The 22813-nt window shown below is 64.2% G+C and carries 22 protein-coding genes; 17 read left to right on the plus strand and 5 right to left on the minus strand.

The genetic code is table 11. The features are described from left to right. Positions 1-45 precede the first annotated feature (45 nt). From AC1DPX_RS00955 to AC1DPX_RS01015, 13 genes are all read left to right on the plus strand, one after another. Entirely contained in the window at positions 46-1620 is a 1575-nt protein-coding gene (locus AC1DPX_RS00955; protein ID WP_477233958.1) for a phytoene desaturase family protein, read from the plus strand. Between the two features lie 111 nt (positions 1621-1731). Next, on the plus strand, positions 1732-3261 hold the full coding sequence (locus tag AC1DPX_RS00960; RefSeq protein WP_202356398.1) for an ABC transporter substrate-binding protein: 1530 nt from the start codon (positions 1732-1734) through the stop codon (positions 3259-3261). A 185-nt stretch (positions 3262-3446) separates the two neighbouring features. Next, positions 3447-4454, plus strand: a complete 1008-nt coding sequence (locus tag AC1DPX_RS00965; protein ID WP_202356399.1) for an ABC transporter permease — start codon at positions 3447-3449, stop codon at positions 4452-4454. Then, entirely contained in the window at positions 4420-5289 is an 870-nt protein-coding gene (locus tag AC1DPX_RS00970) for an ABC transporter permease (protein WP_202356400.1), read from the plus strand. Before AC1DPX_RS00965 ends, AC1DPX_RS00970 begins: the two co-directional genes overlap by 35 nt. Beyond that, on the plus strand, positions 5286-6164 hold the full coding sequence (locus tag AC1DPX_RS00975) for an ABC transporter ATP-binding protein (protein WP_477233960.1): 879 nt from the start codon (positions 5286-5288) through the stop codon (positions 6162-6164). Before AC1DPX_RS00970 ends, AC1DPX_RS00975 begins: the two co-directional genes overlap by 4 nt. Next, positions 6157-6993: an ATP-binding cassette domain-containing protein gene (locus tag AC1DPX_RS00980; protein WP_477233962.1), complete on the plus strand. Its 837-nt coding sequence runs from the start codon at positions 6157-6159 to the stop codon at positions 6991-6993. Before AC1DPX_RS00975 ends, AC1DPX_RS00980 begins: the two co-directional genes overlap by 8 nt. A 76-nt stretch (positions 6994-7069) precedes the next feature. Next, positions 7070-7669 (plus strand): VOC family protein, encoded by a 600-nt coding sequence (locus AC1DPX_RS00985; RefSeq protein WP_477233964.1) that lies wholly within the window; start codon positions 7070-7072, stop codon positions 7667-7669. A 132-nt stretch (positions 7670-7801) separates the two neighbouring features. Then, on the plus strand, positions 7802-10096 hold the full coding sequence (locus AC1DPX_RS00990) for a bifunctional salicylyl-CoA 5-hydroxylase/oxidoreductase (protein ID WP_477233966.1): 2295 nt from the start codon (positions 7802-7804) through the stop codon (positions 10094-10096). After that, positions 10093-10866, plus strand: a complete 774-nt coding sequence (locus AC1DPX_RS00995) for an SDR family NAD(P)-dependent oxidoreductase (protein ID WP_477233968.1) — start codon at positions 10093-10095, stop codon at positions 10864-10866. Before AC1DPX_RS00990 ends, AC1DPX_RS00995 begins: the two co-directional genes overlap by 4 nt. Beyond that, positions 10860-11330, plus strand: coding sequence for a MarR family winged helix-turn-helix transcriptional regulator (locus AC1DPX_RS01000; protein WP_010913223.1), 471 nt, complete (start codon positions 10860-10862; stop codon positions 11328-11330). Before AC1DPX_RS00995 ends, AC1DPX_RS01000 begins: the two co-directional genes overlap by 7 nt. Further along, a complete protein-coding gene (locus AC1DPX_RS01005; protein ID WP_477233970.1) occupies positions 11327-12139 on the plus strand; it encodes an enoyl-CoA hydratase family protein in 813 nt (270 codons plus the stop codon). Before AC1DPX_RS01000 ends, AC1DPX_RS01005 begins: the two co-directional genes overlap by 4 nt. Further along, on the plus strand, positions 12139-13287 hold the full coding sequence (locus AC1DPX_RS01010; protein WP_477233972.1) for an acyl-CoA dehydrogenase family protein: 1149 nt from the start codon (positions 12139-12141) through the stop codon (positions 13285-13287). The genes AC1DPX_RS01005 and AC1DPX_RS01010 overlap by 1 nt, the downstream gene beginning before the upstream one ends. 62 nt (positions 13288-13349) lie before the next feature. Beyond that, positions 13350-13763, plus strand: a complete 414-nt coding sequence (locus tag AC1DPX_RS01015; RefSeq protein ID WP_477233974.1) for a RidA family protein — start codon at positions 13350-13352, stop codon at positions 13761-13763. Between the two features lie 24 nt (positions 13764-13787). Here the strand turns inward: AC1DPX_RS01015 and AC1DPX_RS01020 are convergent, their stop codons facing one another. Beyond that, positions 13788-14879, minus strand: coding sequence for an LLM class flavin-dependent oxidoreductase (locus tag AC1DPX_RS01020; protein WP_477233976.1), 1092 nt, complete (start codon positions 14877-14879; stop codon positions 13788-13790). 124 nt (positions 14880-15003) lie between these two features. On the opposite strand from AC1DPX_RS01020, the gene AC1DPX_RS01025 reads away from it, so the two are divergent. From AC1DPX_RS01025 to AC1DPX_RS01040, 4 genes are all read left to right on the plus strand, one after another. Further along, positions 15004-15765: an HpcH/HpaI aldolase family protein gene (locus tag AC1DPX_RS01025; RefSeq protein ID WP_477233978.1), complete on the plus strand. Its 762-nt coding sequence runs from the start codon at positions 15004-15006 to the stop codon at positions 15763-15765. Between the two features lie 397 nt (positions 15766-16162). After that, positions 16163-16960 carry an ABC transporter substrate-binding protein gene (locus AC1DPX_RS01030; RefSeq protein ID WP_202356411.1) on the plus strand — a complete coding sequence of 266 codons (798 nt, stop codon included), beginning with the start codon at positions 16163-16165 and terminating at the stop codon, positions 16958-16960. Between the two features lie 150 nt (positions 16961-17110). Further along, complete coding sequence (locus AC1DPX_RS01035) at positions 17111-17785, plus strand: amino acid ABC transporter permease (protein WP_019862987.1); 675 nt, start codon at positions 17111-17113, stop codon at positions 17783-17785. A 47-nt stretch (positions 17786-17832) separates the two neighbouring features. Next, positions 17833-19122, plus strand: coding sequence for a cysteine desulfurase-like protein (locus AC1DPX_RS01040; RefSeq protein WP_477233980.1), 1290 nt, complete (start codon positions 17833-17835; stop codon positions 19120-19122). A 67-nt stretch (positions 19123-19189) separates the two neighbouring features. On the opposite strand, the gene AC1DPX_RS01045 is transcribed toward AC1DPX_RS01040, so the two are convergent. Genes AC1DPX_RS01045 through AC1DPX_RS01060 form a run of 4 tightly spaced genes read right to left on the minus strand, consistent with a single transcriptional unit; the run spans position 19190 to position 22786 of the window. Then, positions 19190-20023, minus strand: coding sequence for a dipeptide ABC transporter ATP-binding protein (locus AC1DPX_RS01045; protein ID WP_477233982.1), 834 nt, complete (start codon positions 20021-20023; stop codon positions 19190-19192). Then, a complete protein-coding gene (locus tag AC1DPX_RS01050) occupies positions 20023-20868 on the minus strand; it encodes an ABC transporter ATP-binding protein (RefSeq protein ID WP_202356414.1) in 846 nt (281 codons plus the stop codon). The genes AC1DPX_RS01045 and AC1DPX_RS01050 overlap by 1 nt, the downstream gene beginning before the upstream one ends. Continuing rightward, positions 20868-21752 carry an ABC transporter permease subunit gene (locus AC1DPX_RS01055; RefSeq protein ID WP_244730845.1) on the minus strand — a complete coding sequence of 295 codons (885 nt, stop codon included), beginning with the start codon at positions 21750-21752 and terminating at the stop codon, positions 20868-20870. Before AC1DPX_RS01055 ends, AC1DPX_RS01050 begins: the two co-directional genes overlap by 1 nt. A gap of 26 nt (positions 21753-21778) precedes the next feature. Continuing rightward, positions 21779-22786, minus strand: coding sequence for an ABC transporter permease subunit (locus tag AC1DPX_RS01060; RefSeq protein ID WP_202356416.1), 1008 nt, complete (start codon positions 22784-22786; stop codon positions 21779-21781). Between the last annotated feature and the right edge of the window lie 27 nt (positions 22787-22813).

Consider the following 22813-nt stretch of genomic DNA (forward strand, 5'->3'; position numbering starts at 1 on the left):
TGCATCTGCAATTATCTTTAAGCATAAAGGAAATGGGAACGGGGCGTGAGCGAGTTCGACGCCATCTTTGTCGGGGCGGGCCACAACAGTCTGGCATGCGCCGCGCATCTGGCGCTCAAAGGCTGGAAAACCGGGATTTTCGAGCGCAGCGCAACAATCGGCGGCGCCGTCCAGACCCGCGAACTCACCCTTCCCGGCTTCCGTCATGATTTCGGCGCGATGAATCTGAGCCTGTTTGCCGGCTCGGCCTTCCACCGGAAATATGCAAATGAATTGAAAGCGCAGGGCCTGGAATTCTCGCCAGTCGCGGACTGTTTCGCCAGCGCCTTCCCGGATGGACGCTGGTTCGGCGTCAGCAACGACTTGGAAAAGACCGCCACGCGCATGGCCAATTTCTCCGCCGCCGATGCCGCGGCATGGCGCAGGCTGGTCGCCGCCTTCCCGGCCGAGGCCGAGCATCTGTTCCGGCTGCTGGGTTCGCCGATGAGTGCGCGGGCGCTTGCCGGCACGGCGTGGAACCTGTGGCGCAGGAAGGGTGTTGCCGGTGCGCTCGACACCGGCCGGCTGCTGCTGTCGTCGCCCCGCGCCTGGCTGGAGGAGACTTTCGAGTCGCCTTATGTGCGGGCAACGCTTGCCACCTGGGGCATGCATCTCGACTTCGCCCCCGACATCGCCGGGGGTGCGGTTTTTCCGTACCTGGAATCGATGGCGAACCAGAGTTTCGGCATGGTGCTGGGCAAGGGCGGCGCCGACACCATCATCCGGGCGCTGGCCGGCATGGTCACATCTGCCGGCGGCCAGATCGTCACCGGCGCCGAAGTTTCGGAGATCACGATGTCCGCCGGCAAGGCGACCGGTGTCCGGCTCGCTTCAGGTGAGACGCATACGGCGACCAAGGCTGTCATCGCCGGCGTCGCGCCCAAGGCGCTGACCGGCACGCTGCTGCCCGGCGGTTCCGGCAATGCCGGCTTCGACACGGCGATGAAAAAGTTCCGGTATGCGCCGGGCACGATGATGATCCACCTGGCGCTGGACGACCTGCCGGACTGGCGCGCCGGGGCCGAGTTGCGGCAGTTTGCCTATGTGCATCTGTCGCCCTCGCTCGACGCGATGTCGCGCACCTATCAGCAGGCGATGGCCGGCATGCTGCCCGACGAACCGGTGCTGGTCGTCGGCCAGCCTACCGCGATCGATCCTTCACGTGCGCCTCAGGGCAAGCATGTGCTGTGGGTACAGGTGCGCATGCTGCCTGCCGAGATCCTTGGCGATGCGTCGGCCAAGATCGCGCCCGCGCATTGGGATCAGGTCAAGGACGCCTATGCCGAGCGCGTGCTCGACATCATCGAAATCTATGCGCCCGGGCTGCGGAGCAAAATCCTTGGCCGCTCGGTGTTCTCGCCCATCGATCTCGAGCGCGAGAATCCGAACCTTGTCGGCGGCGACCAGGTCTGCGGCAGCCACCATCTGGCGCAGAACTTTCTGTTCCGCCCGGCGCGCGGCTATGCCGGCTGGAACACGCCGGTCGGCAATCTGCATCTGACGGGAGCCGCGACATGGCCGGGCGCCGGCACCGGCGCGGCCTCTGGTTTCATGCTCGCGCAACAGCTTGGCGGGAGGTAGGCTCCGACGATTTTATCGAGGCGACGAGAGGCAAGGCGCTGCTGCCAACGAAGCCTGAACCAACGAACGGACAGTGCCGCGCAAAGACAATAACCAACAAGGGGAACGACCATGAAAATCAACAGACGCGAATTGCTGGGATACAGTGCCGCGGCACTCGGTGTGACCGCTATTGGCCTGCCTAAAATAGCCAAGGCCGCTGCCGGCGAACTGACCATCGCCTACAATGTCAACCTGCCGTCCTGGGACCCGACCACCGGACCCTCGGCAGTGAACCCGACCATCCAGGGTCTCTACCAGTCGGTGTTCGACCAGATCATTCCGCAGAAGCCCGACCTGTCCTTCGCGCCGGGCCTGCTCACCGAATGGGGCTGGAACGACGACCGTACCAAGGTGATGATGACGGTACGCGAGGGCGTGAAATGGCATGACGGCTCGCCCTTCACGCCCGAGGACGTCGTCTGGTCGCTGCAGCGCGCGGGCGACGAAAAGACCGGTAACCCGATCCAGTTCGTCTGGAAGAACGTCAACAACTTCAAGATCGACGGCAACAAGATCACCGGCGACGTGGTGCAGTTCGACCCGGTCTATTTCAAGTGGATGTCGTTCCTGACCGGCTACATCCTGCCGAAGGCCTATTACGAGAAGGTGGGTGCGGAAGGTTTCGAGAAGGCGCCGATCGGCACCGGCCCCTATATGGTGGAAAAATTCGAGCGCAACGCCTTCCTGCGGCTGAAGGCCAATCCGAACTATTGGGGCGGCAAGCCGGCTTTCGAGAATGTGACGATCAAGTTCGTCACCGATGCGGCAAGCCGTGTGGCCGAAATCGAATCCGGCTCCTCGCAGGTGACGCTCGAAATCCCCTACGAAGAATATGACCGGCTGATCGCCAAGGACGGGCTTGCCGGCTCGATCAAGAACGTCTCCGACATCGGCATGATCTTCTTCAACAACAAGGATGCCATGCTCGACAAGAATGTCCGCCAGGCGGCCGTGATGGCGGTGGACAAGGAGCTTCTGGTCAAGCGGCTGCTGCGCGGCTACGGCCAGCCGATCGACACGCTGGAGACGCCGGAATACGCGGCCTACGATCCGTCGATCAAGGTCGAGCACAATCCGGAGAAGGCCAAGGAATTGCTGGCCGCCTCCGGCTATTCGACCAAGAAGCCGGCAAAGTTCACCATCCAGACGACCAAGGGCTTCAAGCCCAAGGACTACGAGATGGTGCAGGCGATCGTCGGCATGTGGCGCAAGGTCGGCATCGAGGCCGAGATCGAGGTCTACGAGATCGCCAAGCACTATGAGCTGCGCGCCGCGCACAAGCTGGCGCCGGCGGCGTTCTACAATTGGGGCAATTCCATCGGCGACCCGACCACCTCGACCGGTTTCGCCATGTTCGGACCGTCGCCGCATTCGTCGTGGAAGACCGACGATCTCGATGCCAAGATCGGTCCGCTCTGGGGCGAGAAGGACGAGGCCAAGCGCATCGCCGGCTGGAAAGCTGTCGACAAGTACATCGCCGAAGAGGCCTATGTGCTGCCGCTGATCCAGTACGCCCAGCCGATCGTGCACTCGAAGAAGGTCAATGTCGTACAGCACATTTCCGGCGCGCTGCTGCCGGCTTTGATGACCCCGGCCTGATCTTCAGCCTTGCACCTGCCGGTCTTCGCCCGGCAGGCCCCCCTCATCCGGCCGCTTCGCGGCCACCTTCTCCCCGGTGGGGAGAAGAGAAACGGGCCCGGCCGTCCGCGGCCTCTTCTCCCTCGGGGAGAAGGTGGCCCGAAGGGCCGGATGAGGGGGAGTTTCCCCAGAGTGGTTACGCCGGCATGCTCCTGCAAAGATTCCTGATCCGCCTTCTGACGATGCTGATCACGCTGTTTGGCGTGGCCGTCGTCGTCTTCGTCGTGATCCGCGTCGCGCCGGGCGATCCGATCGCCATGATGCTGCCGCCTGGTGCGACGGATGACGACATTGCCCGCCTGCGCGCGCTCTACGGGCTCGACAAGACCATCGTGCAGCAATTCTTCATCTGGCTGTCCGGCGTCGTCAGGGGCGATTTCGGCACCTCGATTTCGCTGCGGCAAGACGTGCTCGGCCTCGTCTTCAACCGGCTGCCGGCGACGCTGGAACTCGCCATCGTCGCGCTGATCATGGCGGTGCTGCTTGGCGGCACGACGGCCGTTCTCGGCGCGCGCGAACGCGGCACAGCGGTGGAAGCCGGCATCGACATCGCCAGCGGTGCAGCACTCTCCATTCCCGATTTCCTGTGGGGCCTGGTGCTGATCCTTCTGTTCGGCGTGCTGGTGCCGATCTTCGACATTTCCGGCCGCGTGTCGCCGCAGCTCGACCTGCCCTTCGTCACCCAGTTCTATTTCTTCGAAAGCCTGCTTCGGCTGCGCTTCGACCTGACCTGGGACCTGTTGAAACACATGCTGATGCCGGCTGTGGCACTGGCGCTGCCGCTGGCGGCGATCATCTCGCAGCTGTTGAAACAGTCGCTGAAGGAGGTGCTCGACCTCGACTATGTCGTGCTGGCGCGGGTGAAAGGGTTTTCCGAGACGCAGGTCATCCTGCGCGAGGCGTTGAAGAACGCGGCACTGCCGACGCTGACGCTGGTCGGCGTGCAGTTCACTTTCCTCATCGGCGGCACCGTCATCGTCGAGCGGCTGTTCTCCTATGAAGGCCTCGGCAACATGGCGATCGATGCCGTCATCAACCGCGACCTGCCGCTGATCCAGGGCATCGTGCTGGTCTTCGCGCTGCTGTTCGTGCTGATCAACCTCACCGTCGACATGATGTATGCGCTGCTCAATCCGAGGCTGCGCCATGGATAGGGCCTCGAGACGCGGACTGAATCCCAGGCTGTGGCTCGCCGGCGGTTGGCTGCTGCTGGCCCTGCTGGCGGCGATCTTCGCGCCGCTGGTCGCGCCGCAGGACCCGCTGGCGCAGGATCTGATGCTGGAGCGGCTGCCGCCCTTCTGGCTCGATGGCGCCGAGCCCGGCTATTGGCTGGGCACCGACAGTCTTGGCCGCGATCTCTTGTCCCGGCTGATCTTCGGCGGCCGCATCGCCTTCATCGTCGCCTTCGCCGCGGCGATCGCCGCCTGCCTCGTCGGTTCGACGCTCGGGCTGATAGCCGGCTATTTCGGCGGCTGGGCCGATCGCATCATTTCGCGCATCGTCGACATCTGGATGGCGTTTCCGCCAGTACTGTTCGCCATCCTGCTGGTGGCCGTGCTCGGCACCGGCCTCAGCTCCGTCATCCTGGCGATCGCGATCATCGACTGGACGCGCTTCTGCCGGGTGATCCGCGCCGAGGCGATGGGCCAGTCGCGCATGGACTATGTCGAAAACGCCCGCATCGCCGGCTATGGCCGCATCGGCATCATGCTGCGCGAAGTGCTGCCCAACGTCGTGCCGTCGATCGTGGCGCTGCTGTCGCTGGAAATGGGCATAGCCGTCATCGTCGAGGCGATCCTGTCCTTCGTCAATCTGTCGATCTCGACCGACGACCCGACCTGGGGCGGCATCATCGCTGAGGGCCGGCTGTCGATCCACCAGGCCTGGTGGGTGCTGGTGTTTCCGCTGATCACGCTGATCCTCACCGTGCTGTCGTTCAGCCAGTTCGGCGAAGCGCTGAAGGCGCGTTTCGACCCGGTGCTGCGATGAGCGCCTGTCTCGACATCGCCAATCTGAGCGCCGTGCTGCCGAACGGCCAGCGCGTGCTGCGCTCGGTGTCGCTCTCCGTCCAGCCCGGCGAGGTGCGCGCGCTGGTCGGCGAGAGCGGCGCCGGCAAGACGATGATAGGCAAGGCGGTGCTCGGCGTGCTGCCGTCGAGTGTGCGCATCGTCGAAGGCGATATGAAGCTCGAGGGCGAAGACCTCGGCAAGTTGCAGCCCAAGGCCCGGCGTACGCTGATCGGCGCGCGTACGGCGCTGATCCCGCAGGATCCGCTGACCGCGCTCAACCCGTCGCGCCGCATCGGCCCGCAGATGACCGACCGGCTGGTGCGCATTCTCGGCTGGAGCGGCGAGAAGGCGGATCAACGTGTCCGGCAATTGCTTGACGAGGTGCAGATCCGCGATCCCGATCGCGTGCTGAAATGCTATCCGCATGAGCTCTCCGGCGGGATGCGCCAGCGCGTGCTGATCGCCGCCGCCTTTGCCGCCGAGCCCCGGCTGATCGTCGCCGACGAACCGACCACGGCGCTCGACGTCACCGTGCAGAAGCAGATCCTGCGCCTGATCGCCGCGTTGCAGCGCGAGCACGGCACGGCGATCCTGTTCGTCACCCATGATCTCGGCGTCGTCGCCAAGATCAGCCAGGAGGTCTCGGTGCTCTACGCCGGCAAGGTGGTGGAGGAAGCCGACACGGCGGCGCTCTTCGCCTCGCCACAACACCCCTACACACGGGCGCTGATGGCGGCGACGCCGCGCTACACCGATCCCTTCGCTTCGCTGAAGCCGGTGGACGAGGCGGTGCTGGCCGGGCTTGCCGCCGAAATCGCAGCAGCAGACCAGGCATGGAGGCGGCCGCATGGTTGAACCGCTGTTTTCCGTGCGCGGGCTGAAGGTCGCGCTGCCCGACATGACCCGCAAGCCGCTGATCGGCCGCGCGCCGCTGGCCGCGATCCTGAAAGGCCTCGACTTCGATCTGCCGAGGGGCTCGGTGACCGGCATTGTCGGCGAATCCGGATCCGGCAAGTCGACGCTCGGCCGCGCGCTGGTCAGGCTGCTCGAGCCGAGCGCCGGCAGCATCAGCTTCGAGGGCCGCGACATCACCCATCTGCCGGAGGCGGAGCTGCGGCCGCTGCGTCATGACCTGCAGATGATCTTCCAGGACCCGATGTCGTCGCTCAATCCGCGCCGCACCATCGCCAGCATCATCGCCGCGCCGCTCAGGCAGAACGGGCTTGGCGACAATCTCAGGGACCGTGTTGCAGAGGCGTTGAAGCGGGTCGGTTTGCCGCAAAGTTTCGCCAGCCGTTACCGCCACGAACTGTCGGGCGGACAGCGCCAGCGCGTCGGCATTGCCCGCGCGCTCGCGCTATCGCCGAAATTCGTGCTGGCCGACGAGATCGTCTCCGGCCTCGACGTGTCGACGCAGGCGCAGATCCTCACTTTGCTGGAAAAGCTCGCGGCGGAGATGGGCCTGACCGTCGCTTTCATCAGTCACGATCTGTCGGTTATCCGGCGGCTGTGCCGGCAAGTCATCGTCATGCGCGAAGGCGTGATCGTCGAAGCCAGCGCCACCGACGCCTTGTTCGACAATCCCCGAGAGGCCTACACGCGCGACCTCATCGCAGCCATTCCGCTGCCCGAAATCGACGCCGGCTGGCTGGACATCCCTTCGGCGGCCAAGCCGCCAGCGTGAATGCATACGCACGCCGAAAAGCGGGCTTCGGACGTGCGACCGCAAAGATCCAGGTCCCGCCAATGAGAGGACTGACATGAAGACGATACTTCGAAATGCAACGCTCGCCGCCGCTATCCTTGGCAGCGCCGGCATGGCCTCGGCGGATTCGATCCCCGGCATGCGCGGCCATGATCATACCGGCATCACCGTTCCCGACATGAAGCAGGCGGTCGATTTCTTCACCGAGGTGGTCGGCTGCAAGAAGGCGATGTCGTTCGGCCCGTTCGCCGACGACAAGGGCACTTTCATGCAGGATGTGCTGGGTGTCGACCCGAAGGCCGTGATCGAGCAGATCACCATGGTCCGCTGCGGCTATGGATCGAACATCGAGCTGTTCAAATACACCGCGCCCGACCAGAAGGATCTGACGCCGAAGAACAGCGACATTGGCGGCTTCCACATCGCCTTCTATGTCGACGACGTCGCCGCCGCCAAGGCCTATCTCGACGGCAAGGGCGTCAAGACGCGGATGGGACCACTGCCGGTCAAGGAAGGCCCCGCCGGCGGCCAGACCATTCTCTATTTCCAGGCGCCCTGGGGATTGCAGCTGGAAGCGATCAGCTATCCCGACGGCATGGCCTATGAGAAGGGTGCCGAGACGGTGCTGTGGAGCCCGAAGAACCCGGAAAAGTAATCCTTGGCGCGCGCTTGCGGAACAACACGCAGGCGCGCCCGCACAATGATTTCGACATAAAACTTTAAGCTTGAAATATCTGGCCGCCGGCGCGATACTCACGAGGCAGCAAGCGAAGAGGAGATCGCACGGATGAAGGTTGCGGTTCTCGGCGGCGGACCAGCCGGCCTCTACTTTGCCATTTCGATGAAGCTCAGGGACGCCGGCCACGACGTGACGGTGTTCGAGCGCAACCGCGCCGACGACACGTTCGGCTGGGGCGTGGTGCTGTCGGCCGAAACGCTGGAGAACCTCGCCAAGAATGATCCGGTCAGCGCCGTCTGGATCAAGAAGCATTTTGCCTATTGGGACGACATCGCTGTCATCCATGACGGCGTGCGCACCGTCTCTTCAGGCCATGGTTTCTGCGGCATCGGCCGCAAGCGGCTGCTGATCCTGCTGCAGCGCCGCGCCCGCGAACTCGGCGTCAAGCTGATGTTCGAGACCGATATCGCCGACCCCCGCCCCTATATGGAAACGCATGACCTTGTCGTCGCCGCCGACGGGCTTAATTCCAGGGCGCGCAACACCTTCGTCGAAATCTTCAAGCCCGACATCGACACGCGCAAATGCAAGTTCGTCTGGCTCGGCACCAATCAGAAATTCGACGACGCCTTCACCTTCATCTTCGAGAAGACGGAGCATGGCTGGGTGTGGGCGCACGCCTACCAGTTCGACAGCGAGACCGCGACCTTCATCGTCGAATGCAGCGAACAGACCTGGGCTGCCTTCGGCTTCGGCGCGATGACGCAGCAGGAATCGATCGCGGTGTGCGAGCGCATCTTCGCCAAGCATCTTGGCGGCCATGCGCTGATGACCAATGCCAACCACATCAGAGGTTCGGCCTGGATCAATTTCCCGCGCGTGCTGTGCGAGCGCTGGTCCTACAAGAACCTGGCGCTGATGGGCGATGCGGCGGCATCGGCGCATTTTTCGATCGGCTCCGGCACCAAGCTCGCTTTGGAGAGCGCGGTGGCACTGGCCGAGTATGTCGAGACCGAGCCGGATCTCGACGCCGCCTTCCGCAAATATGAGGATGCCCGCCGCACCGAGGTGCTGAAGCTGCAATCGGCGGCGCGCAATTCGCTGGAATGGTTCGAGGAGGTCGAGCGCTATCTCGGCCTCGACCCGGTGCAGTTCAACTATTCGCTGCTGACGCGCTCGCAGCGCATCAGCCACGAGAATTTGCGGCTGCGCGATGCCGAGTGGCTGGGCGGCGCCGAAGAATGGTTCCAGCGCCAGGCGGGCGCCGGCGGCAACAGGCTGCGCCGTGCGCCGATGTTCGCGCCGTTCAAGCTGCGCGACATGAAGCTCAACAACCGCGTCGTCGTCTCGCCGATGGCGCAGTACAAGGCCGTCGACGGCTGTCCGACCGACTGGCATTTCACCCACTATGCGGAGCGCGCCAAGGGCGGCGCCGGCCTTGTCTATATCGAGATGACCTGCGTCAGTCCGGAAGGCCGCATCACGCCCGGCTGTCCAGGCTTCTATGCGCCCAAACACGAGGTGGCGTGGAAGCGGCTGGTCGATTTCGTCCACGCCGAGACCGAGGCCAAGATCTGCGCCCAGATCGGCCATTCCGGCGCCAAGGGTTCGACCCGGCTCGGCTGGGAAGGCACCGACGTGCCGCTGGCCTCGGGCAACTGGCCTGTGATGGCGGCATCGGCCGTCGCATGGTCGCCGCAAAATCAGGTGCCGAAGGCGATGGACCGCGCCGACATGGATCTGGTGCGCGACCAGTTCGTGGCCTCGGCCGAGATGGCTGACCGTTGCGGCTTCGACATGCTCGAGATCCACGCCGCGCACGGCTATCTCCTGTCGTCCTTCATCACGCCGGTCACAAACCGGCGCACGGATGAGTATGGCGGTTCGCTGGAAAACCGCATGCGCTATCCCCTCGAAATCTTCCGCGCCGTGCGCGCCGCGTGGCCGGCGGGGAAGCCGATCTCGATGCGCATTTCGGCCAATGACTGGGTCGGCATCGAAGGCGTCACACCCGCCGACGCGGTCGAGATCGCGCGGCTGCTGCACGAAGCCGGCGTCGACATATGCGACGTCTCGGCAGGCCAGACATCGGCGCTGGCGAAGCCGGTCTATGGCCGTATGTTCCAGACGCCGTTTTCCGACCGCATCCGTAACGAGGTCGGCATGGCGACGATGGCGGTCGGCAACATCTATGAGCCGGACCATGTCAATTCGATCCTGATGGCCGGCCGTGCCGATCTGGTGGCGCTGGCGCGGCCGCACCTTGCCGACCCCTATTGGACGCTGCATGCGGCGGTGACGCTTGGCGACCGCGGCGTGAAATGGCCGGATCCCTATCTGCCCGGGCGCGACCAGATCTACCGGCTGGCCGAGCGCGATGCCGCCGCGGGGCTGAAAGTATGACGGCCGCGACAGCGATTTCAGACAAGCATGCCTTGGTCACCGGCGGCGGCTCCGGTGTCGGCCGGGCCATAGCGCTGGCGCTGGCTGGTGTCGGCATCGACGTGACCATCTGCGGCCGGCGCGAGGCGGAACTCGCCAAAGTGGCCAGCGAAAACGACCGCATTTTCAGCGTCGCCGCCGATGTCACCAATGAGGCGTCCATGGCCTCGCTCTACGAGACAGCGCAAGCCGCGCGCGGAGCCTTCGACATCGTCATTGCCAATGCCGGCATGGCCGGCAGCACGCCGGCGCACAAGACCACGCTCGCCGACTGGCAAAAGACGCTCGACGTCAATTTGACCGGTGCCTTCCTGACGGTGAAACCGGCGCTTGCCGGCATGGCCGCGCGCAAGGCGGGACGGATCGTGTTCATCGCCTCCACGGCCGGCTTGAAAGGTTATGCCTATGTCGCGCCTTATGTGGCGGCCAAGCATGGCGTCGTCGGGCTGATGCGGGCGCTGGCGGCGGAGACGGCGAAATCAGGCGTCACCGTCAACGCGGTGTGCCCGGGCTTCGTCGAGACCGACATGCTGGAAGAGTCCATCCAGCGCATTGTCGAAAAAACCGGCCGCTCGGCCGGCGAGGCACGCGCCAGCCTTGCCTCGACCAATCCGCAAGGCCGCTTCATCCAGCCGCAGGAAGTCGCCGCCGCCGTGCTGTGGCTGTGCGGCGATGCGGCGGCATCGATCACCGGACAGGCAATTTCGATCTCAGGAGGCGAGACATGGTAGCCGGCCCCCTGCCCGCACCGTCGGGACCCGGCAAGGACAGGCTGCGCCTGTGGATCAGGCTGCTGCGCGCCTCGCGTACGATCGAGGCCGAACTGCGCGAGCGCCTGAAGAAGGAATTCGATACGACGCTGCCGCGCTTCGACGTGATGGCAGCGCTGTACCGCGTGCCGGAAGGCATGCTGATGAGCGACTTGTCGCGCTTCCTGCTGGTCTCCAACGGCAATGTCACCGGCATTGTCGACCGGCTGGTTTCGGAAGGGCTGGTTGCCCGCGCGCGCCGCAATGGCGACCGCCGCACGTCCATGGTGCGGCTGACCGAGGAAGGCACCAAATCCTTCGCCACCATCGCTGCCGCGCATGAGGGCTGGATCGGCGAATTGCTGGGCAAGGTCAGCGAGGAGGATGCCCGCCGGCTGACCGGCATGCTGACCTCGTTCCGCAGCAACTGGGAGGGACGCGAATGACCGCGATGGCCAACCTCAAGCCGAAGCATTTCCTGTGGGAGGTCGAGGGCAGGATCGCCAGGATCCGGCTCGACCGGCCGGAGCGCAAGAACCCGCTGACTTTCGACAGCTATGCGGAACTCCGCGACACGTTCCGCGACCTCGTCTACGCCGACGATGTCGACGCCGTGGTGTTCCTGTCCAATGGCGGCAATTTCTGCTCCGGCGGCGATGTCCACGACATTATCGGTCCGCTGGTCAAGATGGACATGAAGCAGCTTCTGGCCTTCACCCGCATGACCGGCGATTTCGTCAAGGCGATGCTCAACTGCGGCAAGCCGATCATCGCCGCTGTCGACGGCGTGGCGGTCGGGGCCGGCGCCATCATCGCCATGAGCTCCGACATCCGCATCGCCACGCCGGAAGCCAAGGCCGCCTTCCTGTTCACCCGCGTCGGCCTCGCCGGCTGCGACATGGGCGCCTGTGCGATCCTGCCCCGCATCATCGGCCAGGGCCGCGCCGCCGAACTGCTTTATACCGGCCGCACCATGACGGCCGCCGAGGGCGAGCGCTGGGGGTTCTACAACAGGTTGGTCGATGCGGCGGCGCTGGAAGCCGACGCGCTCGACATGGCGGCGCGCATCGTCTCCGGCCCGACCTTCGCTCACGGCATCACCAAGACGCAGCTAAACCAGGAATGGTCGATGGGCCTTGACCAGGCGATCGAGGCGGAAGCCCAGGCGCAAGCGATCTGCATGCAGACGCGCGACTTCGAGCGTGCCTACAGGGCGTTCGTGGCCAAGGAAAAGCCGGTGTTCGAGGGGAATTGATGGCTGACAAGAGTTTCCTCAACTGGCCGTTCTTCGAAGACCGCCACCGCGAACTGGCCGAAAGCCTGGAAGCGTGGTGCGCGAAGAACCTCCCCGTCGATCATCACGACGTCGACGCCGCCTGCCGCGAGCTGGTGCAAAAACTGGGCCGAGACGGCTGGCTGAAACCGACGGCTGTCGACACCGACAATCCCGGACCGCTCGATGTGCGTACCTTGTGCATCACGCGCGAGACTCTCGCCAGGCATGACGGGCTCGCCGATTTCGCTTTCGCCATGCAGGGGCTTGGTACCGGCGCGCTCAGCCTGTTCGGCACGGCGGACCAACAGCAATGGCTGGCGAAGACGCGGGCCGGCAAGGCGATCTCGGCCTTCGCCCTGTCGGAGCCGCGCTCCGGTTCGGATGTCGCCAACACCGAGATGACAGCGACCCGCGACGGCGACAGCTATGTTCTCACGGGCGAAAAGACCTGGATCTCCAATGGTGGCATCGCCGACCTCTACATCGTTTTTGCCCGCACCGGCGAGGCGCCGGGCGCCAAGGGGCTTTCCGCCTTTGTCGTACCGGGTGACGCCAAGGGCCTCGGCATCGCCGAACGCCTCGAAGTGATCGCGCCGCATCCGCTGGCGAGGCTGTCCTTCGATCATGTCCGTCTGCCTGCCTCGGCACTGATCGGCAAGCCCGGCGACGGTTTTCGTATCGCCATGTCGGTGCTCGACGTGTTCCGCTCGACTGTCGGCGCCGCGGCACTCGGCTTTGCCCGTCGGGCGCTCGATGAAAGCATCAGCAGAGTGGCCGAGCGCAAGCTGTTCGGGGCACCGATGGCTGAGTTGCAGATGGTGCAGGGCCACATCGCCGACATGGCGCTCGACGTCGATGCGGCGGCGCTTCTGGTCTACCGCGCCGCCTGGACCAAGGACATGGGCGCGGCGCGGGTAACGCGCGAGGCGGCGATGGCCAAGCTGTTCGCCACCGACAAGGCGCAGGAGGTGATCGACAGAGCGGTGCAGTTGCATGGCGGCGACGGCGTGCGCAAAGGCCACATCGTCGAAAGCCTGTATCGCGAGATCCGCGCGCTGCGCATCTATGAGGGTGCTTCCGATGTGCAGAAAGTGGTCATCGCGCGGCAAGTGATGGGCGCGGCCTGACGACGGGAAATTGAAGAGTATTCGATTTTGAGACTTGGTTTTTAGAATACCGGGAGGCTTGAATGCATGAGATTTTGCAGCCGGAAGGCTGGGCCAAACCGGTCGGCTACGCCAATGGCGTCGCGGCGCGCGGGCGGCTCATCTTCGTCGGCGGACAGGTCGGCTGGAACGGGCAATGCCAGTTCGAAACCGACGACTTTGTTGGCCAGGTAAAACAGACGCTGCAAAACATCGTGGCGGTGCTGGCCGAGGCGGGCGCCGAGCCGCGGCACATCACCTCGATGACCTGGTATTTCACCGACAAGGCCGAGTACCTCGCCAACCTCAGAGGAATCGGCGAGGCCTATCGCGAGGTGATCGGCCGGCATTTCCCGGCAATGGCCGCCATGCAGGTGATGGCCCTGGTCGAGGATCGCGCCAAGGTGGAGATCCAGGCCACCGCCGTCATTCCTGACGAACTCGTTCGTCCGGAATAATGAATTCGCTGTTCCTGGAATAATTTATGCGCGCAGACCCGCCTTCCGCAAAATCGGCAGCACGTGGTCGCAGAAATAGGGCAGCTCCTGCGTGTAGTTGACGAAGGAGAGTGCGATGCCCTGATAGCCGTGCCCGGCAATGGCGGCCATGTCGGCAGCGATCGTTTCCGGTGTTCCGATCAGTGGATAGGTGCCGGCGCCGCCGGCGAAGCGTTGGCGGTAGCGGTCATAGGCGTGCGGGTCGTGCGACTGCGAGAATTCCTTCTTGCCGGCCATATGGGCGTCGACCGCCTCATGATCGGCCAGATCGACGGCGTAGCGCGTGTAGTAGGCCTGCGCCTCCTCCATCGTCGGGCGGCAGACGACATGCGCCACCGTGTAGACGCCGACATCGCGGCCGACCTTGTCGGCCCGCTCGCTGATGTCGGCGACATGCTTGCCGGCATCGCTCATCTCGGAAAAGGTCGTGAACAGGTAGTCGCATCGGGCGGCGGCGAAATCGCGGCCCGGGCCGCCAAAAGCGGCGTTCATCGTCACCGGTCGCGGAGCCTGCAGGCTGGCCGGCCGGCTCACAGCCTCCTTCAGGCGATAGTAGGTGCCTTCATAGTCGAGCGGCTCGGCCGACGCATAAAGCTTCTCTAGAACCTCGATCCACTCGGCTGCCTGGTCGTAGCCTTTCTCGACCAGCGGCGTACCGAACATGCCGAATTCCTTCGGGTTCCAACCGCAGACGATGTTGAGGCCGGCGCGGCCCTGGCTGATGTGGTCGACCGTCGCCAGCGCCTTGGCGGCGTAGAGCGGATGCACCAGCGGCACGTGCACGGTCATGAACAGGCCGATCTGTTCGGTGGCCACGGCGAGCGCCGCTGCCCAGGTGAAGGTTTCGAACGACCATTCGCGCACCTTGTTGCGGCCGCCAAAGCCGCGCCAGCGGGCGATGGGCAGCATGAACTCCAGCCCGGCGCGGTCGGCGATTTGCGCCGCTGTCAGATTGTCCTGCCAGCTTGCCGTCCAGCGTTCCGGCACATCGGTGATGGCGAGGCCGCCATCGGCGTTGGTCGAGAAGACGCCGAGCTTCAGTTTGTTCGGGCCGTGCAGGGGATGCGCTTTGATCATCTCGGGAACTCTAGGGCGGGAGGCGATACGCTAGGCCCGCGGCAAAATATTTCAAGCCTGAAATAGCTTCGCCTCGCCGGCGATTGCGGATATGAATTCGGGCCAGACGAAAAAGGGGATCGGCATGAGTGAATTCCGCCAGAAATGCGTCGGCAGAGCAAACCTCGTCGGTTCGTTTGCCGCCATTCCCCATCCGGTCGCTGTCGAAGTGATGGCGCTGGCCGGCCTCGACTTCCTCTGCATCGACTGGGAGCATGCGCAGATCTCGCGCGACATGATCGAGACCATGGTGCGCGCGGCCGACGTTCACCGCGTGCCGGCAATGGTGCGCGTTCCCGGCCATGCGCCGGAAGCCATCCAGGCGGCGCTGGACAGCGGTGCGCAAGGCGTGCTGGTGCCGCGCGTCTCGACCGCCAACCAGGCAGCGATGGCGGTCAAAGCCTCGCGCTATCCGCCGCCGGGCGAGCGCGGCGTCGGACCCGGCCGGGCCGCCGGCTATGGCTATCGCATTCCCGAATATCTTGCCGGCGCCAATGACGGGACCGTCGTCGCGGTCCAGGTCGAGACAGCGGAGGGGCTGGCCAATATCGACGCGATCGCGGCCGTCGACGGCGTCGACGTGATCTTCGTCGGCCCCGGCCATCTTTCGGTGTCGATCGATGCGATCGGACCGCAAGGCGCCGACAAGCTCAATGCGGCGATCCGGACGATCATTGCTGCCACGATCGCGCACGGCAAGACATCAGGCATATTTTGCGCCAGCCCACAGGCCGTAGGCCGGTGGGCGGCCATCGGCGCGCGTTTCTTCGTGCTGGCCAGCGACACGATGTTTCTGGGCGCCGGGGCCGCGGCCAACGCTGCCGCGGCACGCGACGAATTGGCTTGAGGCAGGCACGGCCCGACAAAAAAGGCGTATCGCCGGAGCAACACGCAAGCCAAGCTTTTTAAGCTTAAAACTTTCGCCTTGAAAACCGTCCCACTTTGGATAAGCATTCAAGATCGATGACGGCGGCCGTGCCGCAGGGGTGCCGGCCAGTCCATCGTGGTGCTTCGGGGGGTTCAGTCCTTGTCGTTCATGCTGCCCCAGTCATCATCCAGCGCGCGCTCTGCTTTCCATGGCGTGCGCGGCCAAATCCATGATCCGCATACAGAGACCGTCGCCGGCCACGCGCGCAGGTCGCTGCCATGAATTGACGCCCCGCTGGGAGGCGGGACGGCAAGAAACCGTGCGGGGCGAGCCCCGCCCGATCAACAACCAGAGGGAATACCCCAGAGGGAACACCATGAAGCTGTCACGTCGCAATCTCATCCTGCTCGCCGCCGCCATCGGCATCGCCGCCGGCCCTGCAACGGCCTACGCCGCCGATGTGCTCAACGTCGGCGCCTACCCGACCAATCCGCCCTTCGAGTACAAGAACGAGAGCGGCACTTTCGAGGGCTTTGAAGTCGACATCGTCAACGAGGCTGCCAAGCGCATCGGCATGACCACCGACATCGCCGATCTCGGCTTCCAGGCGCTATTCGCCGCCACGACGTCGAAGCGCATCGATGTCGCCATCTCGTCGATCACCATCACCCCGGAGCGGCTGAAGTCGCAGTCCTTCACGCAGCCCTATTATGATTCCGACATGGGCATTGCGACGAAGACCGACAGCGCCATCAACGCCGAGGCCGACCTCAAGGGCAAGATTGTCGGCGTGCTTTCCGGCTCGACTGGCGAAACCTGGGTCAAGGCACATCAGGAAGCCGACGGCTTCAGCGACGTGAAGGGCTATGACACGCAGCAGAACCTTTTGCTCGACCTCAGCGCCGGCCGCGTCGATGCCGCCGTCAGCGACATTCCCGGCATGGAATACTCCTTCACCAAGATGAAGGATCTGAAGGTCAAGCAGCGCATCAAGACCGGCGAACAGTACGGCCTGATGATGACCAAGGACCATCCGCTGCTCGGCAAGCTGAACGATGCGCTGACGGCGATGAAGAAGGACGGCACGCTGGCCGCGATCCACAAGAAGTGGTTCGGCAGCGACGCGCCGGCCGATTCCTCGACCGTCAAGGAAATGCCGCTGCCGAAGGCCTGAGCGGCGATGCATTGAAAATCGTGCCGGCTTTCCAGGCCGGCACGATTCATTTCACGCTTCGGCGCCGCTGCCGCGCGGACCGTCTCGCCATAGGCGCGGTCGATTGGTTTTAACTTGAGCACCCCTGCTCCGGGGTGCGGGAACGCCCCCATGTCGCTGATCGACACTTTCTTCAATCCCGATGTCATCATGTCCAGCCTGCCGGCGCTGCTGCGCGGTTTCCTGAACACGCTGCTGCTCGGCATTCTGAGCATCGGCATCGGCATTCCCATCGGCCTGGTGATCAGCCTGCTGCGGCTCTATGCGCCGAAGCCGGTGCGCTGGCTGGCGGTCGGCTACACCGACATTTTCCGCGCGCTGCCGGTGCTGGTGGTGCTGATCCTGATCTACTACGCGCTGCCCTTCCTCGGCATCCGCCTGTCGTCCTGGGCGTCCGCCGTGACGGCTTTCGCCTTCATCATGTCGGCCTATTCGGCCGAAGTGTTCCGCTCCGGCATCGAAAGCATTCCGAAAGGCCAGTTCGAGGCGTCGCAGGCGCTTGGCCTGCCGTTCCTTTTGACCTTGCGCAAGGTGGTGCTGCCGCAGGCGATCCGCGTCGTCATCCCGCCGATGACCAGCAATTGCGTCTCGATGTTCAAGGACACTTCGCTCGCCTCCACCGTGGCGCTGCCGGAATTGTTGAAGGAAGCGACCAATGCGCAGTCGCTTTACGCCAACCCCTCGCCGCTGATCGGCGCGGCCCTTGTCTATCTGATCTTCCTTTGGCCGATGGTCCGCCTCGTCAGCCTGCTTGAAGACCGCTTCAAGACCGAGAAGGCGCGCTGATCTCGCCAACCAATCTCCACCCGCTAAATTCTTCGCAGGAGCTATCCGTGAACAAGCACCAGACCGACAATGCGAGCGCCGTGGCGTTCCCCGTCGACAGCATCCGCGCCATGTTTCCCGCTTTGCAGCGGGCCGGCGATTTCATCTTCATGGACAATGCCGCCGGCGCGCAGATCCCGCAGAGCGTGCTCGACGCGGTGACCAACCATCTGGTTTCACACAATGTCCAGCGCGGCGGCCGCTATGGCCGCAGCGTCACCGTCGACCAGTCGGTCGCCGATGCCCGGACAAGCGTGGCGCTGCTGATCAACGCCTATAGCCCGGCGGAAATCTGCTTCGGCATGAACGCCACCTCGTTCATCCGCCTGGTCAGCCTGGGCATCGGCCAGATGCTCGCCAAAGAGATAGATGGGGGGCGAGACGAGATCGTCATCACCGACATGGACCACGACGCCAACATCGCCACCTGGCTGGCGCTGGAATCCGCCGGCGCCAAGTTCAAGTGGTGGCGCATGCGCGAGGACGGCAATCTGCATGTCGACGATCTCAAGCCCCTGGTCTCCGACCGCACCCGCCTTGTCGCCTGCACGGTGACGGCGCATTCGATCGGCTCGATCGTCGATGTCGCCTCCGTGGCCAAGATCGCGCATGCGGCCGGCGCGGAAGTGTTTCTCGACTGCGTGCATTACGGTCCGCACGGGCTGATCGACGTGCAGGCCTGGGACTGCGATTATCTCGTCTGCTCCGGCTACAAGAATTTCTCGCCGCATATGGGTTTTCTTTGGGGCCGCTTCGACACACTGAAGCGGCTGCCGACGTTCCGCGAGGATTTCATTCCCGACGAGCCGCCCTACAAGGTCGAGGCTGGCACCTTCATCTACGAGAATGTCTCGGGCATGGATGCGGCCGTGCAGTATCTGGAACTGATCGGCCGCAATCTGGCACCCTCCAACAACCGCTCGCGGCGCGAGAACATCGTCGCCGGCATGGGCGCCATCCGCGACTATGAGCTGCTTCTGGCGCGCGAGATGCTTGCCGTGCTGAAAGGTTGCGGCGCGACCATCTATGGCGTCGCCGACGAGGCCCGCATCAACGAGCGCGTGCCGACCTTCTGCTTCAACATCGGCAGACTGTCACCACAGCGGATCGTCGAGGAAATGGCCGAGATGCAGATCGGTATCCGCGACGGCCACATGTACGCGCCGCGGCTGATGAAGCGCCTCAATCTGTCGATGGACAGCGGCGCCATCCGCGCCTCGCTGGTGCATTACAACACGGTTGAGGAAGTGCATAAATTCTGCGAGGCGTTGCGCGCGATTATCGCGAAGCTGTCGTAGCTTGGGCGCTTCCCCCCACCCGGGCCTTCGGTCCGGCCTCCCCACAAGGGGCAGGTGCGCCCCGGCTTTAAGCCGCCGCCTTCTTCTTCGCCAGCCTCGCCTTGATGCTCGCCACGTCGGCGCGCGGCGTCGCGGCGAACAGCGTTTTGGTGTAGCTGTGCTTGGGGTCTGAGAAGACCTCGTCGCGCGAGCCGTATTCGACCGCCTCGCCGAAATACATCACCATCACATCGTCGGCGATGTAGCGCACCACGGACAGATCGTGGCTGATGAAGACATAGGTCAGCTGGAACTCGTCCTGCAGGTCGGCAAGCAGGTTCAGCACCTGCGCCTGCACCGACAGGTCGAGCGCCGAGACCGGCTCGTCGAGCACCAGCAGGCTCGGATTGAGCATCAGCGCGCGGGCAATGGCGATGCGCTGGCGCTGGCCGCCCGAGAACATATGCGGGTAGCGGTTGTAGTGCTCGGGTCCGAGGCCGACCTTCTTCAGCATTTTCATGGCGAGGTCGCGCCGCTCCTCGGCCGGCTTGCCGGTGTTGATGAGCAGCGGTTCGCCCAGCACATCGCCGATCTTCTGGCGCGGGTTGAGCGAGCCGTATGGATTCTGGAACACGATCTGCACCTTGCGGCGCATCTCCTTGGTCAGGCCGTCCTTGGCGATGTCGACCTTGTTGCCGTCGATGAACAGTTCGCCCGAAGTCGCCGGATCGATCAGCGTGATGATGCGGGCAAGCGTTGACTTGCCGCAGCCGCTTTCACCGACGATGGCGAGCGTCTTGCCCTTGTCGACGCTGAAGGAAACGCCCTTCACCGCATGCACCGTGCGCGCGCCGCGGAACAGCCCGCCGCCGACATGGTAGTCGCGCTTGATGTCCTTGCCTTCAACGACCTTGATGCTCATCAGGCGACTCCGGCGGCCGGTTCGAACAGCATGTCTGAAACGGTCGGCAGCCGGTCGCCGACGGCGTTATCCGGCAGCGCCGACAGGAGCGCACGCGTGTAATTGCTCTTTGGCGATTCAAACAGCGACAGCACGTCGGCCTCTTCCATCTTGCGGCCCTTGTACTGGACGATGACGCGGTCGGCGGTCTCGGCCACCACGCCCATATTGTGCGTGATCATGATCAGGCCCATGCCGTATTTGGCCTGCAGCGAGACGAGGAGATCGAGGATCTGCTTCTGGATGGTGACGTCGAGCGCGGTGGTCGGCTCGTCGGCGATCAGAAGCTTCGGATTGCAGGCGATGGCGATCGCGATCATGACGCGCTGGCACTGGCCGCCCGACATCTGGTGCGGGAACGAGTTCAGCCTTTCCGCCGGCTCGGCAATGCCGACCTGCTTCAGGAGTTCGATGGCCCGCTGCCGGCGCTGCGCACCATCCATGCCCATATGGAAACGCAGCACCTCCTCGATCTGGAAGCCGACGGTGAAGCAGGGATTGAGGCTGGCCATCGGCTCCTGGAAGATCATCGACATGTCCTTGCCGACGATCTTGCGCCGCTCGGCCGGGCTCAGCTTCAGGAGATCGCGGCCATTGAAGCTCATGCGATCGGCCGTGACCTTGGCCGTCCACGGCAAAAGGCCCATCACCGCCAACATCGAGACCGACTTGCCGGAACCGGATTCGCCGACGATCGCCAGCACTTCGCGCTCGTCGACATGGAGCGAGACGCCGTCGACGGCGCGGAAGGAACCGGATGCGGTCTGGAACTCGACGACAAGATTTTGAATGTCGAGCAGCGCCATCACGACCTCCTCAGTTTCGGGTCGAGCGCATCGCGCAGGCCGTCACCGATCAGATTGATGGCAAGCACGGTGATGAGGATGGCAAGGCCGGGGAAGGTCACCACCCACCAGGCGCGCAGGATGAATTCGCGCGCCGTGGCAAGCATGGTGCCCCATTCCGGCGTCGGCGGCTGCGCGCCAAGGCCAAGGAAGCCAAGAGCGGCGGCTTCCAGGATGGCGTTGGAGAAGGACAGGGTGCCTTGGACGATCAACGGCCCGAGGCAGTTGGGCAGGATGGTGCGAAGCATCAGCCTGAGATGCCCGGCGCCGGCGACCTTCGCCGCGACGACATATTCCCGGCTCTTCTCGGCCATCACCGCGGCGCGCACAAGGCGCGCGAAATGCGGCTGCAGGACGAGCGCGATGGCCAGCATCGCATTGAACAGGCCGGGGCCGAGGATGGTGACCATCACCAGCGCCAGCAACAGCGACGGGAAGGCCAGGATCAGGTCCATGACGCGCATGATCGCCACGTCGACCCAGCCACGGAAATAGCCGGCCAGCAGGCCGAGCGTGATGCCGCCGGCGAGCGCCAGCGAGACCACGACCGCGCCGATGAGCAGCGAGAAGCGCGCGCCATAGAGCAGGCGCGAGAGGATGTCGCGCCCGACCGGGTCGGTGCCGAGCAGATATTGCGTGGAGCCGCCGTCCTGCCAGGCCGGTGGCCGCAGGAATGCGGTCTTGTCCTGAACGTCAGGCGCGTAGGGCGCCAGCAGCGGCGCGAACAGCGCCGCCAGCACCAAGAGGATGAAGACGAACAGGCCGATGACGGCGCCGCGGTTCACCGAGAAATAGTACCAGAACGTCTTGAGGCCGGTGAGGCGATCCGGGTTGCCGGCGGCCATCGGGGCGATTTCGCTCGACTGGCTCATCACGCCGCCCTTATGCGTGGGTTGATGACGGCATAGAGCACGTCGACGATCAGGTTCACGGCCATGACGATAAGGGCAATCAACAGCAGGCCGGACTGCACGACGACATAGTCGCGCTTGGAGATGGATTCGACCATCCATCTGCCGATGCCGGGCCACGAGAAGATCGTTTCGGTAAGGATGGCGCCGGCGAGCAGCGTACTAACCTGCAGGCCGATGGTGGTGACCACCGGAATGAGCGCGTTGCGCAGAGCATGCACGCCGATGACGCGGGCCGACGAAAGCCCTTTGGCTCGGGCCGTCCGCACATAGTCCTCGCCCAGCACCTCGAGCATGGCGGAGCGCGTCTGGCGCGCTATCACAGCCAGCGGAATGGTGCCGAGCACGATTGTCGGCAGCACCAGATGGCGCAATACCGATCGAAACGCGTCCCATTTGCCGTAGAGCAAGGTGTCGATGGTCATGAAGCCGGTGATCGGCTTGAAGAAGTACTGCAGGTCGATGCGGCCGTTAACCGGTGTCCAGCCGAGATAACCGGAGAAAAAGATGATCAGCAGCAGGCCCCACCAGAAGATCGGCATGGAGTAGCCGACGAGCGCGGTGCCCATCAGCGACTGGTCGAACCACGAGCCGCGCTTGACGGCCGCGAAGATGCCGGCCGGGATGCCGAGCACCATGGCGAAAATCATGGCGAAGAACGACAGTTCCAGCGTCGCCGGGAAGAGCGTCTTGAATTCTTCAAGCACCGGGCGCTTGGACGAAATGGAAACGCCGAAGTCGCCTTTGGCGACTGCACCGACATAGCGCGTGTATTGCTCCCAGATCGGCAGATTGTAGCCGAACTGCTCCTTGAGCTCTTCGTAACGCGCCGGCGCCACGCCGTGTTCGCCGGCCATGGCAAGAATAGGATCGCCGGGCAGCAGCCTGACGAAGGCGAAGGCACAGATTGTGATGCCGACAAGCGTCGGGATCAAAAGTGCAATTCGGTGGAGTATATATTTCAGCATGATGTAGGGGGGCGGCGCCTCATTGCG

Source organism: Mesorhizobium sp. 01N446, from assembly GCF_056399285.1.

Coding starts and splice junctions, on each gene's coding strand:
- AC1DPX_RS01030 (WP_202356411.1), top strand. CDS start 16,163: ATGAAGCTGTCACGTCGCAATCTCATCCTGCTCGCCGCCGCCATCGGC.
- AC1DPX_RS01015 (WP_477233974.1), top strand. CDS start 13,350: ATGCATGAGATTTTGCAGCCGGAAGGCTGGGCCAAACCGGTCGGCTAC.
- AC1DPX_RS01010 (WP_477233972.1), top strand. CDS start 12,139: ATGGCTGACAAGAGTTTCCTCAACTGGCCGTTCTTCGAAGACCGCCAC.
- AC1DPX_RS01045 (WP_477233982.1), bottom strand. CDS start 20,023: ATGAGCATCAAGGTCGTTGAAGGCAAGGACATCAAGCGCGACTACCAT.
- AC1DPX_RS01000 (WP_010913223.1), top strand. CDS start 10,860: ATGGTAGCCGGCCCCCTGCCCGCACCGTCGGGACCCGGCAAGGACAGG.
- AC1DPX_RS00965 (WP_202356399.1), top strand. CDS start 3,447: ATGCTCCTGCAAAGATTCCTGATCCGCCTTCTGACGATGCTGATCACG.
- AC1DPX_RS00980 (WP_477233962.1), top strand. CDS start 6,157: ATGGTTGAACCGCTGTTTTCCGTGCGCGGGCTGAAGGTCGCGCTGCCC.
- AC1DPX_RS01005 (WP_477233970.1), top strand. CDS start 11,327: ATGACCGCGATGGCCAACCTCAAGCCGAAGCATTTCCTGTGGGAGGTC.
- AC1DPX_RS01025 (WP_477233978.1), top strand. CDS start 15,004: ATGAGTGAATTCCGCCAGAAATGCGTCGGCAGAGCAAACCTCGTCGGT.
- AC1DPX_RS00960 (WP_202356398.1), top strand. CDS start 1,732: ATGAAAATCAACAGACGCGAATTGCTGGGATACAGTGCCGCGGCACTC.
- AC1DPX_RS01035 (WP_019862987.1), top strand. CDS start 17,111: ATGTCGCTGATCGACACTTTCTTCAATCCCGATGTCATCATGTCCAGC.
- AC1DPX_RS00990 (WP_477233966.1), top strand. CDS start 7,802: ATGAAGGTTGCGGTTCTCGGCGGCGGACCAGCCGGCCTCTACTTTGCC.
- AC1DPX_RS00975 (WP_477233960.1), top strand. CDS start 5,286: ATGAGCGCCTGTCTCGACATCGCCAATCTGAGCGCCGTGCTGCCGAAC.
- AC1DPX_RS01055 (WP_244730845.1), bottom strand. CDS start 21,752: ATGGCCGCCGGCAACCCGGATCGCCTCACCGGCCTCAAGACGTTCTGG.
- AC1DPX_RS01020 (WP_477233976.1), bottom strand. CDS start 14,879: ATGATCAAAGCGCATCCCCTGCACGGCCCGAACAAACTGAAGCTCGGC.
- AC1DPX_RS00970 (WP_202356400.1), top strand. CDS start 4,420: ATGCGCTGCTCAATCCGAGGCTGCGCCATGGATAGGGCCTCGAGACGC.
- AC1DPX_RS01050 (WP_202356414.1), bottom strand. CDS start 20,868: ATGGCGCTGCTCGACATTCAAAATCTTGTCGTCGAGTTCCAGACCGCA.
- AC1DPX_RS01060 (WP_202356416.1), bottom strand. CDS start 22,786: ATGCTGAAATATATACTCCACCGAATTGCACTTTTGATCCCGACGCTT.
- AC1DPX_RS00995 (WP_477233968.1), top strand. CDS start 10,093: ATGACGGCCGCGACAGCGATTTCAGACAAGCATGCCTTGGTCACCGGC.
- AC1DPX_RS00985 (WP_477233964.1), top strand. CDS start 7,070: ATGAAGACGATACTTCGAAATGCAACGCTCGCCGCCGCTATCCTTGGC.